General features: G+C 64.7%; 15 protein-coding genes and 1 pseudogene. 6 read left to right on the top strand and 10 right to left on the bottom strand.

Translation table 11 applies throughout. The features are described from left to right. Positions 1-20: 20 nt before the first annotated feature. On the bottom strand, positions 21-689 hold the full coding sequence (locus tag QO058_RS23675) for a DUF4145 domain-containing protein (protein WP_284168662.1): 669 nt from the start codon (positions 687-689) through the stop codon (positions 21-23). A gap of 217 nt (positions 690-906) precedes the next feature. Here QO058_RS23675 and QO058_RS23670 point away from each other — a divergent pair, with 217 nt between their 5' ends. Together QO058_RS23670 and QO058_RS23665 are read left to right on the top strand one after the other, a co-directional pair. Beyond that, complete coding sequence (locus tag QO058_RS23670) at positions 907-1,620, top strand: hypothetical protein (RefSeq protein WP_284168661.1); 714 nt, start codon at positions 907-909, stop codon at positions 1,618-1,620. Between the two features lie 52 nt (positions 1,621-1,672). Further along, positions 1,673-2,023 (top strand): hypothetical protein, encoded by a 351-nt coding sequence (locus QO058_RS23665; protein WP_284168660.1) that lies wholly within the window; start codon positions 1,673-1,675, stop codon positions 2,021-2,023. Positions 2,024-2,137: 114 nt separating this feature from the next. Here the strand turns inward: QO058_RS23665 and QO058_RS23660 are convergent, their stop codons facing one another. Further along, entirely contained in the window at positions 2,138-2,419 is a 282-nt protein-coding gene (locus QO058_RS23660) for a hypothetical protein (protein WP_284168659.1), read from the bottom strand. Between the two features lie 191 nt (positions 2,420-2,610). Then, a complete protein-coding gene (locus QO058_RS23655; RefSeq protein ID WP_284168657.1) occupies positions 2,611-3,645 on the bottom strand; it encodes a MipA/OmpV family protein in 1,035 nt (344 codons plus the stop codon). Between the two features lie 285 nt (positions 3,646-3,930). On the opposite strand from QO058_RS23655, the gene QO058_RS23650 reads away from it, so the two are divergent. The 4 genes from QO058_RS23650 to QO058_RS23635 all read left to right on the top strand — a co-directional run bounded on the left by QO058_RS23650 (position 3,931) and on the right by QO058_RS23635 (position 6,700). Then, positions 3,931-4,137, top strand: coding sequence for a CsbD family protein (locus QO058_RS23650; protein ID WP_284168656.1), 207 nt, complete (start codon positions 3,931-3,933; stop codon positions 4,135-4,137). Positions 4,138-4,317: 180 nt separating this feature from the next. Further along, complete coding sequence (gene pstS / locus QO058_RS23645; protein WP_284168655.1) at positions 4,318-5,361, top strand: phosphate ABC transporter substrate-binding protein PstS; 1,044 nt, start codon at positions 4,318-4,320, stop codon at positions 5,359-5,361. A 173-nt stretch (positions 5,362-5,534) separates the two neighbouring features. After that, positions 5,535-5,855, top strand: coding sequence for a hypothetical protein (locus QO058_RS23640; protein ID WP_284168654.1), 321 nt, complete (start codon positions 5,535-5,537; stop codon positions 5,853-5,855). A gap of 224 nt (positions 5,856-6,079) precedes the next feature. Then, complete coding sequence (locus QO058_RS23635; RefSeq protein WP_284168653.1) at positions 6,080-6,700, top strand: hypothetical protein; 621 nt, start codon at positions 6,080-6,082, stop codon at positions 6,698-6,700. Positions 6,701-6,916: 216 nt separating this feature from the next. Here the strand turns inward: QO058_RS23635 and QO058_RS23630 are convergent, their stop codons facing one another. From QO058_RS23630 to ppdK, 7 genes and pseudogenes are all read right to left on the bottom strand, one after another. Beyond that, positions 6,917-7,186, bottom strand: a complete 270-nt coding sequence (locus tag QO058_RS23630) for a hypothetical protein (RefSeq protein ID WP_284168652.1) — start codon at positions 7,184-7,186, stop codon at positions 6,917-6,919. 4 nt (positions 7,187-7,190) lie between these two features. Then, positions 7,191-7,460: a translation initiation factor IF-1 gene (gene infA / locus QO058_RS23625; RefSeq protein WP_057187732.1), complete on the bottom strand. Its 270-nt coding sequence runs from the start codon at positions 7,458-7,460 to the stop codon at positions 7,191-7,193. A gap of 72 nt (positions 7,461-7,532) precedes the next feature. Beyond that, a complete protein-coding gene (locus QO058_RS23620) occupies positions 7,533-9,005 on the bottom strand; it encodes a DEAD/DEAH box helicase (protein ID WP_284168651.1) in 1,473 nt (490 codons plus the stop codon). 234 nt (positions 9,006-9,239) lie between these two features. Further along, positions 9,240-9,449 carry a cold-shock protein gene (locus QO058_RS23615; RefSeq protein ID WP_110488019.1) on the bottom strand — a complete coding sequence of 70 codons (210 nt, stop codon included), beginning with the start codon at positions 9,447-9,449 and terminating at the stop codon, positions 9,240-9,242. Between the two features lie 221 nt (positions 9,450-9,670). After that, complete coding sequence (locus QO058_RS23610) at positions 9,671-10,612, bottom strand: endonuclease/exonuclease/phosphatase family protein (protein WP_284168650.1); 942 nt, start codon at positions 10,610-10,612, stop codon at positions 9,671-9,673. Then, positions 10,596-11,303: an HAD family hydrolase gene (locus QO058_RS23605; RefSeq protein WP_284168649.1), complete on the bottom strand. Its 708-nt coding sequence runs from the start codon at positions 11,301-11,303 to the stop codon at positions 10,596-10,598. Before QO058_RS23605 ends, QO058_RS23610 begins: the two co-directional genes overlap by 17 nt. A 24-nt stretch (positions 11,304-11,327) precedes the next feature. After that, a pseudogene (gene ppdK / locus QO058_RS23600) lies at positions 11,328-14,011 on the bottom strand (pyruvate, phosphate dikinase). Between the last annotated feature and the right edge of the window lie 36 nt (positions 14,012-14,047).

The following is a 14,047-nucleotide window of genomic DNA, read 5'->3' as shown; positions in this document are numbered from 1 at the left end:
CAGTGGCGCCGTCTATTTGATTATACTGGTGGTTGGGCCTGATCCGGAGCCTGCGGCTTAGGACGCAACTTCTCGATACGGGCGGGCAGCTCAAACAGATACTCGAACAAGAACTCTATGAAACGGACCGCTTCCGTCACCTCCTTCTTACTCGCTGGCTTTTGGTCAACCTTGGGATGGGCCGAGTCGTTGCCGAACAACCGAACAGCGTGCGCCCAATCCACCATGGTTGGTGGCAGCAGCCCTCTCGAACCTAGGCTTTCGATTTCCTGGAAGAGAGAGGTACCCTCCGCCTTGACGTGTCTTAAGGCCGCCTGAAGCGAGCTTCGGGCCATCACAGCTGCCGCGTCCCAACTCTCGCTTTGGAGCGAGCGCCGAGCCTGCAGCCATAAGTTGCCTACTCCGGCTGGCCAGCTTTCTGGCGCTCGTTCAACCTTCAAAGGCCAGGGCACCAACTTTCGGCCGTGAATGCCGTTGCCGCCGGACCAGAACACCATCACGAGGTTGCCGCAGTTCTCGCATTTGAGAATGTCGTAGTTTAGCGTCTTGCCGCGAGCGTTCTTGCGTTCCGAGTGATGATGCTCTGCGAAGTTACCGCGAGCGTCGCAAAACGCGCATGGGATATCGTATGTTGCCAGCTCGTTGCCTCTCATGCCGGACCATTCACCTAGGTCCCACCAGCTATCCATGCGACGTCTCCGCAGTTTGTGCCTTAGTCGTGCCCCGGTCGTGCAAAGCTGGCAAGCTGAGGTTAGTCGAGCCCTGACGATCGATCTCGCCAGTGGCGCGGGCCAGATCCGGAGCCGAGCAGGATGGCGTAATTCCTTATCTCGATATACTTGCTGCGACCCAGCCTGCTGATCTGGAGGATGCGGGCACAATTGGAGGTTCCGGCGAGTGTCAAAGTTGTCGCCGCTGGAAGAGTTTTTCCTGGCTTTGCGAGTCATCGGGGAGAGATTCACGCGGTTTCTCGACGAGCACGGCGAAGCGATCCTCGAAATGGCCGGCCCATTTTTCGCGGTGGAAGCTCTCGACCAAGCTGGATGGCTGCCGCATCCAGCGGTGAGCTTGCCCGGCATTGAAAGCGTAGCCAACGGCGACGTCGCGGCTCTCGCCGATATTCGGTACCGGGAGGCGACGGCGACGATCGAGGACGATTTGCTGTCCCTTCTTAGCGCGGCACAAGTCCCTGCGCTCGCCAGAAATCCTTTGGAGGATGCGATCAGCGCGCATCGTGCACAACACTACCGAGCTTGCACGCGGCTCGTTTTTCCCGCGCTCGAATCGCTAGTTCGGGTGGCACTGCTGGGCAATCGATGGGGCAACCAGACACACCTTAGACACTTGCGCGGGTTGCTCAGCTCCAAACTGAGTCTGGAAAACCTCCCGGCGCCCAAAGTTCACAGCTTCAAGCTATACTCAAAACTGGAAGCCCACTTTTTCGATCCGGTGAGTTCGCCGGAAGCCTATGATCGCTTCCTCGCAAGTGGGGTACCGAACCGGCACGCATGTGTGCACGGGATTATTGATTACAGCTCGTTTCAGCACAGCATTAATAGCCTAATTCTGGCTAGTTATGTCATCCGCATGGTTGCATTTGTGAAGGCCAATCCGGCCTGACGCCCCGCGCGGGGCGTGTCCCGGCTTGCGCGCGGGCGACGTTGCCCGCGCTATGGCCGCCGACTTCATCGACGTTTCGCTGATCTTCGATCCCGAGACCTGCACGGCTGACGCCGAGCTAGGCGAGGACGGCGATCTGTTGCTCGACGAAGCGTTTCCTGCCCTAACCGCCCCAAGCAGCACAACGATCTGCTTGTGCTGGAGCGCCGCTATGGACCACGACAGAATTCGACAGGCTCAGGCCCTGCGTGTGAAAGCGTTGAAGTGCCGCCGTTGGGCCATTACCGCCTGTGACGATGAGACCGCGGCCCGCCTGACGGCGATGGCAAGCGCGTATGAGGGGCAAGCGGACGCCCTCGAACAGGACGTTGCTGCGCCCTGCCAGTGGCAGCAGGGACGATAGGCGCCGGCCTACGCCAGCGTCGGCCGATCTTGAGGTGTCGTCGCTGATTGCGTTGGCAGGGCCTGGCTAGGGCAAAGCTGCCCTGAGGCCCATGCAAACGCCGACTCCAGGCGGCTATTCGCCGTAGAGCGCCGAGTGCCGCGCTGCTGCGAGGCGGTCGACCTTGCCCTTCCCGACAGTCTCGGGATCATAGAGCCAGCAGATCTCCTCGCCCTCATTCGTCATCCGGCCCTGGGCGAGCTCGGCGCCGGCATAGCCGGCCTCGCGCAGGTCGCGCCTGAGCCTGCGCACGTCCCATCTGATCGCGGCATAGCCGAAGGCGTCGTTGTCGAGGACGAACCCGTCTTCCTTGATGCGGAGAAGGGCGTTTGTGATGTCTTGCGATGAGTACGTCATGGCCTGTTCTGGGCGTTGATGGCGCCCTTTAGGTCACAGGCGATGTGCCGATCGCTACGACGTTGACTCGCATTTTAGCGGACCGTCGATTTTGCCTTTTGGCAGGCCTTTATCCTGAAGGCGGCCTGTTGCCGCCGCCTCCCGCTCTCCGCGCGCCACTGACGCCGCTGGTCGCGGCCAATCCCCCAGCTTTAAAGGCCGAATTGGTAAGTCAGCCCGAGGCCTGCCTTGAACTGGTCCTTCGAGCCGCCGGGCCCGGTCACCAGCGGTGACTTGGCGGCGTCGCCGACAAGCCTGGTGTAGCTGCCGAACGCCATCGCGGAGAGATTGTCGGTGATGCGGTAGCGGGCGCTGCCGCCGACACCGACTTCGGCGACGCCGGCTTTCGCCTTGTAGGGTCGGTAGCCGGATGCCAGCGCCTGGTTGGCCGTGATCCCATAAGCGGTTTCAGCGTATTCCTTGTCGAAGAAGCTGACACGCGGCCCGACCGACAGGTGCAGCCGATTGTCGAAGAGCGGCAGCCGGGCATCGGCGCTCCAGTCGATGCGCGTGCCGAGATTGCCTTCGGTTTTCTCCAGAAATCCTAGGGCATTGATCTTGTTCTTGCTGTCGCCGAACGAAACGATGCCTTTGCTGAGCGTGATCTGCGTGGAGAAGAACCGCCCATAGTCGTATTTGACGAAAGCACCGGCGGCGAGAGCGGGATCGATGTCACCAAGACCGGTCAGATAGCGCCTGCTTTCCTTGACCTCGCGCCCTGGCCGAAGATTCACGAACGCTCCCGCCGTGAAGCCGTTTGCCGAGAAGAGGTTTACGCCGATGCCCTTGTCGATGGAGGCAAAGGCGATGTCCCTGTATTTGATCGAGACATAGGGAAGCGCGGAGAATTTGGAGTCCTTGGCGCCGAAGAACTTTGGCGAGAACAAGCCGAATGCGCCGAGCTCGACCGTCCAGTCTGGCCGCTTTTTCACCGCGGTCTCCGGGATGGCCGAAGCGGCAGGCCTGGCCAGCTCCGCAGCGGACGCCGCCGACATCGGGAAGACGATGGCGAAACCTGCCATCCGGACCCGGCCGCCAAATCGCTGCCGCCTCGGCCGGGCGCTGACGGAGAATCCGGCCGGCATCTGATCAGACGCATCGATCGGGGAAGCATGAGCCGGGAGGAATCCCGGCCAGCTTTGACGGAGGGCTATCGCTATTCTTTCCGGCCGGCCGCAGTAAAGCATTCCAAAGCTCCGATCGCATGTCAGCTCGAGGCGAAGCCATGCAGCCGCGTCTGCGTGCAGATGCAGGCATCTCCGCCCAGTTCATCTGCGCACTGTAAAGATCGTTGATTGCGCCAGGATTGCCACGGCGGACGACCGCCGCCGATCATCCGGAGTGCTGGCGCCGAGGCTGTCCGAGGCCCCTCTGAGGGCGCAGGTGGGGCAAACTGTGACCGCATGCCACCGAACAATTCCGGCGCCCGCGCGTTCCTTAAGCACACCCATTCACGAACAGGAGGATGTCCGATGGACTGGAACCGCGTCGAAGGAAACTGGAAGCAGCTCAAGGGCAAGGTCAAGGAGCAGTGGGGCAAGCTGACCGATGACGATCTCGACGTCATCGCCGGCAAGCGCGACCAGCTCGAGGGCAAGATCCAGGAGCGCTACGGCATCGAGAAGGACAAGGTCCGCACCGATGTCGACGCCTGGTACGGCCGCCAGACCTGGCACTGACCAGTCACGGTCACCGCAGGCTGAAAGGCAGGCGTGATCGTTGAAAAAAGGCCCCGTCGGCTCGCGCCGGCGGGGCCTTCGTTTGCCCGGACCGTCCCGTCATCGCAGCGTCACCGCGCCGCCCTAGCGTAACCCTGTTTGATCTTGCCCCTTTGCGGGCCCGACAGGGTGGATAGACGCATGAAGCTCCTGGCCAGGCTGGCTGTCGCCGGCGCCCTTCTCGCCTCGTCCGCGGCGCCTGCCTACGCCGAGCCGATCACCGGCGCCGGGTCGAGCTTCGCCTTCCCGATCATCGGCAAATGGGCGCAGAGCTATCGCGTCGCCAAGTCGGACGGCGCCGAGATGACCCCGCTCGATATCGGCGTCGACTATGAGCCGATCGGCTCGCTCGGCGGCGAGGTCCGCGTCACCCAGCGCGCCGCCGATTTCGGCACCTCCGACCGGCCGCTCTCCTCCGAGGAATTGCAGCGCTCGGCCCTGATCCAGTTCCCGATCGTCATGGGCGGCATCGTCCCCGTGGTGAACCTCGACGGCGTCGGCCCCGGCCAGATCAGGTTCACCGGCGCCCTGCTCGCCGACATCTATCTCGGCAAGATCAAGCTCTGGTCCGATCCGGCGATCAAGGCGGCCAATCCCGAGCTGAAGCTGCCCGACGCCCCGATCAGCGTGATCTATCGTGCCGATGGCTCGGGCACGAGCTTCAACTGGACCGACTATCTCGCCAAGGCGAGCCCGGAATGGCGCGGGAAGATCGGCGTCAATACGCAAGTCGCCTGGCCGGTCGGAAAAGGTGCCGAGCGCAGCCAGGGTGTGACGGACGCGGTGAAGCGGACGAAGAACGCGATCGGCTATGTCGAGTTCGGGCAGGTCGTGCGCGCCGGCCTCGCCTACGCTCAGGTGCAGAACAAGGCCGGCGTTTTCGTCAAGCCGGACCCGGCGAGCTTCACCGCTGCCGCGGCCAGCGCCGAATGGGCCCAGGCCAAGGATTTCGGGCTGATGCTGACCGACGCGCCCGGTGCCGACGCCTATCCGATCGTCGCCACCACCTTCGCCCTGGTGCCGAAGCCCCGCACGCGCCGCACCCAGGACGTGCTCGACTTCTTCCGCCTCTCCTTCGAGAGCGGCGCGGCCGACGCCACAGCGCTCGGCTATGTCCCGTTGCCCGGGACACTGGTCAAGCAGGTCAAGGACTACTGGGCCGCCGGCATGAAGACCGACAGCTGATCTGACGCGGCCCGCCGGCCGATCCTGCCCTTCGCACTGCCTTGCCGCCCCTCGCTTCGCAACCGATCAAGGCGCCACGATCCACGCTCAGACCCTGTTCATCGAGCGGCCCTTATCCTGCTCTCCAACGATCCGTACCCGGCCACGGCCGTGGGGAGACCAGGAGAAAAGGCATGATCCGGACCCTTGCCATTGCGGCCCTCATCGGCACGGCCATCTCGTCCGTGTCGAGCGCGAACGCCCAGTATTACGACCCCTATTATCGGCCGGCGCCGCGCTATGATTACGACAGGCCGCCGCCACCCTATGGCTATGATCGCCCGCGCTATCGCGATGACGGTCCGCGCTATGGCTATGACCGGCCCCATAGCCGCCGCTTCGGCGATGTCTGCCTGACCTCGCGCGGCTCATGCGCGGCCGAGCCCGCGCCGAGGAACTCGTCCTGCGGCTGCTATATCGAAGGCTTCGGCATGAAGCGGGGCGCGATCGAGTGAGGTCAGCTTCGGCGGAGCCGCTCGGCTGCGCTTCCAGCCAGTCTCGACGTCACCAAATACTGGTTTCACCAAGCGTTCCAGCTGCGGGACAGGCCGCCCGCAGCTGAGCCAGATTGGTTAATTTTACCTTGTTTCGCAGTTAACCTTGTCTTCATAGATCACATCAGGCTTTCTCTCCCCAACGACGCAGCGGCACCGCTGCGCAATGCAGGGTTGAGTCCGCTATGACGTTCAGGCTTCTTTCGCTTTCGGCGCTCGCCACCACGGCCCTCGTCGGCCTTGCCGCCCCGGCTGTGGCCGGTGGCTGCGGCGGCTCTTCCTGCTACAGCGCGCCCGTCAGCAGCTGCGGTGGCGGCTCCTGCTACAAGCTGATCTCGAAGCCGCCGGTCTACGGCGCGGTCGACGAAAGCTATGTCGTGCGTCCCGAGCGCACCTATTCCAGGGTCATCCCCGCCGAATACGATACCGTCACCGAGAAGGTGGTGGTCCAGCCGGAGCGCCGCATCGCCCGCCACATCCCGGCCCAGTACAAGACCGTCTCCGAGAAGGTCCTGATCTCGCCGGCGACCAAGCGCTGGGAAGTCAGCCGCGACGCTTACGGCCAGACCACCGGCTGCTGGGTGTATGCCCCTGCGCAGTACGGCTATCAGCAGCGTACCGTCGAAGTGGCGCCGGCCTCGGTCGATTACGATGTCGTTCCTGCCGTCTATGGCGAGCGCAGCCGGCGCGTGATGGTCAGCGCGACGCGGGTGGTGCACGAGACGGTGCCCGCCGAGTACGCGACGCGCCAGCGCCAGGTCCTGGTCAGTCCGGGCTCACAATACTGGGCCCGGTCCGGCTACTGAAGTTTCTAGTTTTCTACGTAGTACCTGTCACCACGTAACAAACACCTCACGCCCCGGCTTCGGCCGGGGCTTTTTTGTCTGCATGTATGGATGAAATGCACGTCATGCTCGGGCTTGACCCGAGCATCTCAGGCCGGATGAGGCTCAAGCCAGTGCCTTCTCGTCCTGAGATTCTCGGGCCTGCGCTTCGCTTCGCTCGAGAATGACGGCTTTGGTTCAGGCCAGACCGCCGGTCAGCAGGATCAGCACACCGATACCGAGCGCGAAGGCGAGGATGCGGGCGGGCATGGAGAAGAGCGTGCCCGGCGCCTGCTTGGTTACGAAGCCGGCGACGACCTCGACCAGCGCCAGCGCCAGCAGCACATAGACGAAGGGCGGGAAGGTGCCGCCCTTGGCGATCCAGCCATTGTTGACGGCCAGCGAGGCGAACGCGCCGAGCCCGATGCCGGCAGCAACGAAGATTTGCTCGGGCCGGCTGAAGCGCACGGCGTCAGCGCCGGCGGAAGTTCTGCGGACGAGGCGGCATCGGGCCAGGGCTCGCGGTCTTCTGGCGGAAATTGATGCGGCCGCGATCGAGATCATAGGGCGACATCTCGACGACGACGCGGTCGCCGGCGATGGTGCGGATCCGGTTCTTCTTCATCTTGCCAGCCGCATAGGCCAGGATGACGTGATCATTGTCGAGCTTCACCCGATAATTGCCGTCGGGAAGCACCTCGACCACGGTGCCGTCGAATTCGAGCAGTTCTTCTTTCGCCATTCGCTGATCCTTCGTCTTGTCTGCGGCGGGAGGGCCAAGCCATATCGGCTCGGCCCTTGGCTCTAGCGCGTATCAGTTCGGGCGCCGCCGTCCGCCGCCGGTGCGTCGTTGTTCCGTTCTTTGCTGCAAGAACGCCACGCCGCCAAGCCCTTCCTTGCCGGAAACCGCTTCTTTTCGTGCGCTCCCCGCCTCATGGCGCGGAGCGGGGCGCTCATGGCGCGGCTGCTCCTGTCGCGCCTGATGCGGCCGCGGCTGCTCGCGACGCTGCTCCTGCCGCTCGCCCTGCTCGGGGCGCTGGGCGTTGCGGCCCTGCCCGCCCCTGCCGTCGCGGCGCTGGCCGTTCTGCGCTTGCGGCCGGCCCTGCCCCTGGCTGCGGCCACGATTCTGCGGCGGCTTCTTCGGGGTGCGGCCATCCCAATGCGGCACGTCGCCGATCGGGGTGAGCGCGATCTTGGTCAGCTTCTCGATCGCGGCGAGATCGCCGCGCTCTTCCGGCGTGCAGAAGGCGATGGCCACGCCCGACGCCCCGGCACGCGCGGTGCGGCCGATGCGGTGGACATAGGTCTCAGGCACGTTCGGCAGGTCGAAATTGACGACATGGCTGATGCCGTCGACATCGATGCCGCGGGCGGCGATATCGGTCGCGACCAGGATGCGCAGTTCGCCGTCACGGAAGGCGCCGAGGGCACGCTCGCGCTGGCCCTGGCTCTTGTTGCCATGGATCGCGGCGGACTTGATGCCAGCCAGCTCGAGCTGGCGCACGACCTTGTCGGCACCGTGCTTGGTGCGGGTGAAGACGATGGCGCGCTCCATCTCGGGAACGCTCAAGGTCTTCGCCAGCAAGGCCGGCTTCTGGCCCGCTTCCGTGAAGATGACGCGCTGGTCGACCTTCTCGGCTGTGGTCGCAACCGGCGCAACCGCAACCTCGACCGGATCGGTCAGGTAAGCGGAGGCGATCTCGCGGATCGCCTTCGGCATGGTCGCCGAGAACAACAGCGTCTGGCGCTGCTTCGGGATCAGGGTCGCGATCTTGCGCAGCGCATGGATGAAGCCGAGGTCGAGCATCTGGTCGGCCTCGTCCAGCACCAGGAACTCGATCTCCCGAAGCGAGACAGCGCGCTGGTCGACGAGGTCGAGCAGACGGCCGGGTGTCGCGACGAGGATGTCGATGTGCTGGCCGAGCGCGCGAATCTGCTTACCGACCGGAACACCGCCGAAGATCACCGTCGACTTCAGCGGGGTGAACTGGGCGTAGGTGCGGATGCTCGCCTCGATCTGGGCCGCAAGCTCGCGCGTCGGCGACAGGATGAGGGCACGAACGGAACGCGGCTGCATGCGCCGCGGCTGGTTCATCAGCCGGTGCAGCATGGGCAGCGAGAAGGCAGCCGTCTTGCCGGTGCCGGTCTGAGCGGCGCCGAGCAGGTCACGACCGTCGCGAATGGAAGGGATCGCCTGCGCCTGGATCGGCGTCGGCGTCTCGTAACCTTCGGCGGCGAGCGCTTTGAGAAGCGGCTCGGCCAGGCCGAGGTCGGTGAACTTTGTCAAATCAGGTCTTTCTGAGCCGGATGACAGGGGCGCACGTGGTGAACGGAAGCGCCTCGGCATGCCATCTCGGTCTACGCATGGTCTCTTTCCGCCCGGCGAACCGCTAGCCACTGCGCCGGGGGATATGGTGTAACAGGCATGGCACGCCCATCGTCCGACCATGACGGCCGAAGACAGGCGTGCCAGCCCGATCTTGGAGCGGACGGACCGCCACGGTCCGCCCGGATCGTATCGTCAGGCGACGGCGAGATTGCCGGCGGAGGACTTGCCGGTCTTGCGATCGGCGATCAGCTCGTACGAGACGACCTGGCCCTCGCGCAGCTCGCGCAGGCCGGCCCGCTCGACGGCGGAGATGTGGACGAAAATGTCCTGACCGCCGTTCTCAGGGGTGATGAAGCCATAGCCCTTGGTGGCGTTGAACCACTTGACGGTGCCCTTGTTCATAACGGGACTAATCCTTGCACTTCAGATCCGCGTATTCGTGAAACCCAGGACCGGACGCGCGGACGCCTTGCCATGGTCTTGTAGCGACGTGTGGTGGATCTGAAGTGGCCCGCCGGCTGGAATACCCGCGCGGAGGATTGGCCAGAACCGGCCGCATCTCGTCTTACATCGGGCGATCTACCACAAATTGCAAGACTGGTCCAGTTTGCGCCGGCGTGCCTTCAGTCGAGCGCGATATCGAACGTCACCGGGTAATGGTCCGAGCCGTAACTGCCGGCGCCATAGCGCACATTGACCGTCCTGACCTCAGGGCTGGCCAGCAGATTATCGAGCAAGACGACAGGCACGAAACGGTGTGCGGGCCATGATGCGCCCAATGTCGCGTGGCGGTGCAAATTCGCGTGGAATGCCAGAGTGTTGAGCTTGAGAGAGAAGGGGCTGAGGTTGAAATCGCCGACCAGGATCTGAGTGTCGCTTGCCTGCCGCAAGCGCTCGGCGAGCCAATTCATCTGATCGACCTGCATTGCCGGTTGAAACGGATAAGCGAGATGCAGGCCGGTGATCACATAGGGCTTGCCCGCTCCGGCAAAGCGCGCCCAGACGATTGGCGGAGCCAGGTGGGTCCGATCCGAGAAGCCAGCGTCGAGCCAGCCGAGCTTCGACAGCAGGACGAGGCCGCAGTTCCGCCGGGCACAGGAAACCACGTGCGGATATTTGTCCCTGAGCTGTGGGATGATCTCCTGTTCCAGCCGGCTGCCAATTTCCTGAAGCACGACGACATCCGCATCGGTCTCGCGCAGGAAGCCGACCACCGCCTGCGGTTCGCGATTGCCGATCCACAGATTGAAGGTCGTCACGCGCAAGGTCGGCCGAGCGGCCGACGAGGCTTGGGCCATGAGTGGCAGCGACGCCAGCAAGAGGTTTGCGATCAGGACTGAAGCGCTGATGCGAAGCAGCGCACGACCGCCCGCCGTCCAGGCTGCGGCGGTCACCAGGCTCGAAACCGCGAGCAGCAGCCAACGGAAATGATTGATCAGCTCAAGATAGGGGAACACCCCTGCCAGGAGGCCAAGTAAGGTGGCTATCGCGGTGGCCGCGGCGATAATCCCGATCAGGTATCGCGCGACGCGGCGGAGGGGAGTGGCCTCAGGATTCGATGTCACGCAGCACCGATGTCAATCCGCCAAGGTCGGCCAGCTTGCGGTAACGCTGGTGGCCGGCCGGCTCCTCGGCATGCTCCAGTGCCCAGGTCAGATCATGCGGCACATATGCAGCCCAGGCGCCGGCGGCGAGCGCCGGCAGGATGTCGGATTTCAGCGAGTTACCGACCATCAGCGCCCGCTCCGGCCCATCGCCATGGCGCGCGAACAGCTTCTCATAGGTCGTAGCGCTCTTGTCGCTGACGATCTCGACTGCGTCGAAGAAATCGCCGAGGCCGGACTGCGCCAGCTTGCGCTCCTGGTCGAAGAGATCGCCCTTGGTGATCAGCACCAGCCTGTAGCGGCCGGCGAGCGCGGCGAGCGCGTCCTGCGCATGCGGCAGTGTCTCGACCAGGTGGGTTAGCATCTCGCGGCCGGCGGCGAGGATCTCGCCGATCACCGCCGATGAAACCTGGCCGCGGGTGACCTCGAGCGCGGTCTCGATCATCGAGAGGGTGAAGCCCTTGATGCCGAAACCGTAGAAGGCGAGGTTGCGCTTCTCCGCCTCGAGCAGCTTGCCGGAGATTTCGGCCGCCTCGCCGTGCTCGCCGAGCAGCGCGACGAAGCGGTCTTCCGTCAGCCGGAAGAACTGCTCGTTCTGCCAGAGCGTGTCGTCGGCGTCGAAGCCGATGGTGGTGAGGGCGCGTGCCGCCATGATGGATCGCGCCCTCCCCGTTTCTCAGGCGTCCTTCGCCTTGATCGCACCCAGCGCCGCCTGCGCAGCGGCCAACCGCGCGATCGGCACGCGGAAAGGCGAGCAGGAGACGTAGTCGAGACCGACGCTCTCGCAGAAGCCGATCGAGGCCGGATCGCCGCCATGCTCGCCGCAGATGCCGAGCTTGATGTTCGGGCGAGCCTTGCGGCCACGCTCGACGGCGATCCTGACAAGCTCGCCGACGCCATCCTGATCGATCGTCACGAAGGGATCGGATTCGAGCAAGCCCCGGGCCGTGTAGGAGCCGAGGAAGGAGCCGGCATCGTCGCGGCTGATGCCGAGCGCGGTCTGCGTCAGGTCGTTGGTACCGAAGGAGAAGAACTCGGCGCTCCTGGCGATCTCCTCCGCCCGCAGCGCGGCGCGCGGCAGTTCGATCATGGTGCCGACCTGATAGGTCAGCTCGCTGCCGCTCTCCTTGCGGACCGCCTCAGCCATCGCATCGATCCGGCCCTTGACCAGGTCGAGCTCAGGCGCGCCCATGACGAGCGGCACCATCACCTCCGGGATGACCGGATGGCCGGTCTCCTTGGCAGCGATCACTGCCGCCTCGAAGATGGCTCTGGCCTGCATCTCGGCGATCTCGGGATAGGCAACCGCGAGGCGCACGCCGCGAAAGCCGAGCATCGGGTTGATCTCGTGCAGTTCTGCGGCACGGCGTTTCAGCTTGTCGACGGTCGTGCCCATCGCCGAGGCGACCTCGGCGATCTCGTCGTCGGTGTGCGGCAGGAACTCGTGCAGCGGCGGATCGAGCAGGCGGATCGTAACCGGCAGGCCCTGCATGATGGCGAAGAGCTCGACGAAGTCCTGGCGCTGCATCGGCAGGAGCTTGGCGAGTGCGGCCCGCCTGCCCTTCTCGTCCTCGGCCAGGATCATCTCGCGCACGGCGAGGATGCGGCCGGCATCGAAGAACATGTGCTCGGTGCGGCAAAGACCGATGCCCTCGGCGCCGAACTCACGCGCCGCCTTGGCATCGCGCGGGGTCTCGGCATTGGCGCGGATCTTGAGGCGCCGGACCTTGTCGGCCCAGCCCATCAGGGTCCTGAAGTCGCCGGAGAGTTCCGGCTGCTGCATCTTGACCTCGCCGAGCAGGACCTGGCCGCTGCTGCCATCGATGGTGATGACATCACCAGCCTTCAGCGTCGTCGGCCCGACGGTCATCGTGCCCTTGGCGTAGTCGACGCGAATCTGGCCGGCGCCGGAGACGCAGGGCTTGCCCATGCCGCGCGCCACGACCGCCGCATGCGAGGTCATGCCGCCGCGCGTGGTCAAGATGCCCTCGGCGGCGTGCATGCCGTGAATGTCCTCCGGGCTCGTCTCGACGCGCACGAGGATGACCTTCTTGCCGCCCTTCTTGGCAGCCTCGGCCGCCTCGGAGGTGAAGACGATCTCGCCGGCGGCGGCGCCGGGCGAGGCCGGCAGGCCACCGGTCAGCACGCGGCGCTCGGCCTTGGTGTCGATGGTCGGATGCAGCAACTGGTCGAGCGCACCAGGCTCGACGCGGCCAACCGCCTCCTGCTCGCTGATGAGGCCCTCGCGGGCGAGTTCGACCGCGATCCTGAGCCCCGCCTTGGCGGTGCGCTTGCCGGAACGGGTCTGCAGCATCCAGAGCTTGCCCTCCTGGATGGTGAACTCCATGTCCTGCATGTCGCGGTAGTGCTTCTCGAGGATGCCGTAGATGCGGCAGAGCTCGGCATAGGCCTCCGGCATCGCCCTCTCCATCGAAGGCTTGTCGGATTTGGCGGCGGCCTTGGCCACCTCGGTGATGTCCTGCGGGGTGCGGATGCCGGCGACGACGTCCTCGCCCTGGGCGTTTATCAGGAACTCGCCATAGAGCGCGTTCTCGCCGGTCGAGGGATTGCGGGTGAAGGCGACGCCGGTCGCCGAGGTCTCGCCCATATTGCCGAAGACCATCGACTGGACGTTGACGGCCGTGCCCCAGGACGCCGGGATGCTGTTGAGCTCGCGGTACTTGATGGCGCGGGCGTTCATCCAGGAGGAGAAGACGGCGCCGACCGCCCCCAGAGCTGCTCGTTCGGATCCTGCGGGAAGTTGGAGCCGAGCTCCTTCTTGACGATATCCTTGTACTTGCCGACCAGCACCTTCCAGTCATCGGCCGAGAGGTCGGTGTCGAGATTGAGGCCCTTGCGCTCCTTGTAGTCCTCGAGCGCCTCCTCGAAATGGCCGTGGTCGATGTCGAGCACGACGTTCGAGTACATCGTGATGAAGCGGCGATAGCTGTCATAGGCGAAGCGGGCATCGCCCGAGGCCTTGGCGACGGCCTCGACGGTGACGTCGTTGAGGCCGAGATTGAGGACGGTGTCCATCATGCCCGGCATCGAGGCGCGCGCGCCGGAGCGGACCGAGACGAGCAGCGGATTGGCCGGATCGCCGAAGGTCTTGCCCGTGAGCTTGGCCATGCCGGCCAGCGCCGCCTTGACCTCAGCGTCGAGCGCCGCCGGGAATTTCTTGCCGTTGTCATAGTACCAGGTGCAGACCTCGGTGGTGATGGTAAAGCCCGGAGGCACCGGAAGTCCCAGATTGCTCATCTCGGCCAGGTTCGCGCCCTTGCCACCGAGCAGGTTCTTCATGCCCGCCTCACCTTCGGCCTTGCCGTCGCCGAAGGTGTAGACCCACTTCTCGCCTGCCATAGCCTGCCTTTCCCAACGTTGGTGACCGGCATTGAA

The sequence above is a fragment of the Bosea vestrisii genome (assembly GCF_030144325.1).
Lineage (GTDB): Bacteria > Pseudomonadota > Alphaproteobacteria > Rhizobiales > Beijerinckiaceae > Allobosea > Allobosea vestrisii_A.
This window is presented reverse-complemented; position numbering and strand designations above follow the sequence as displayed.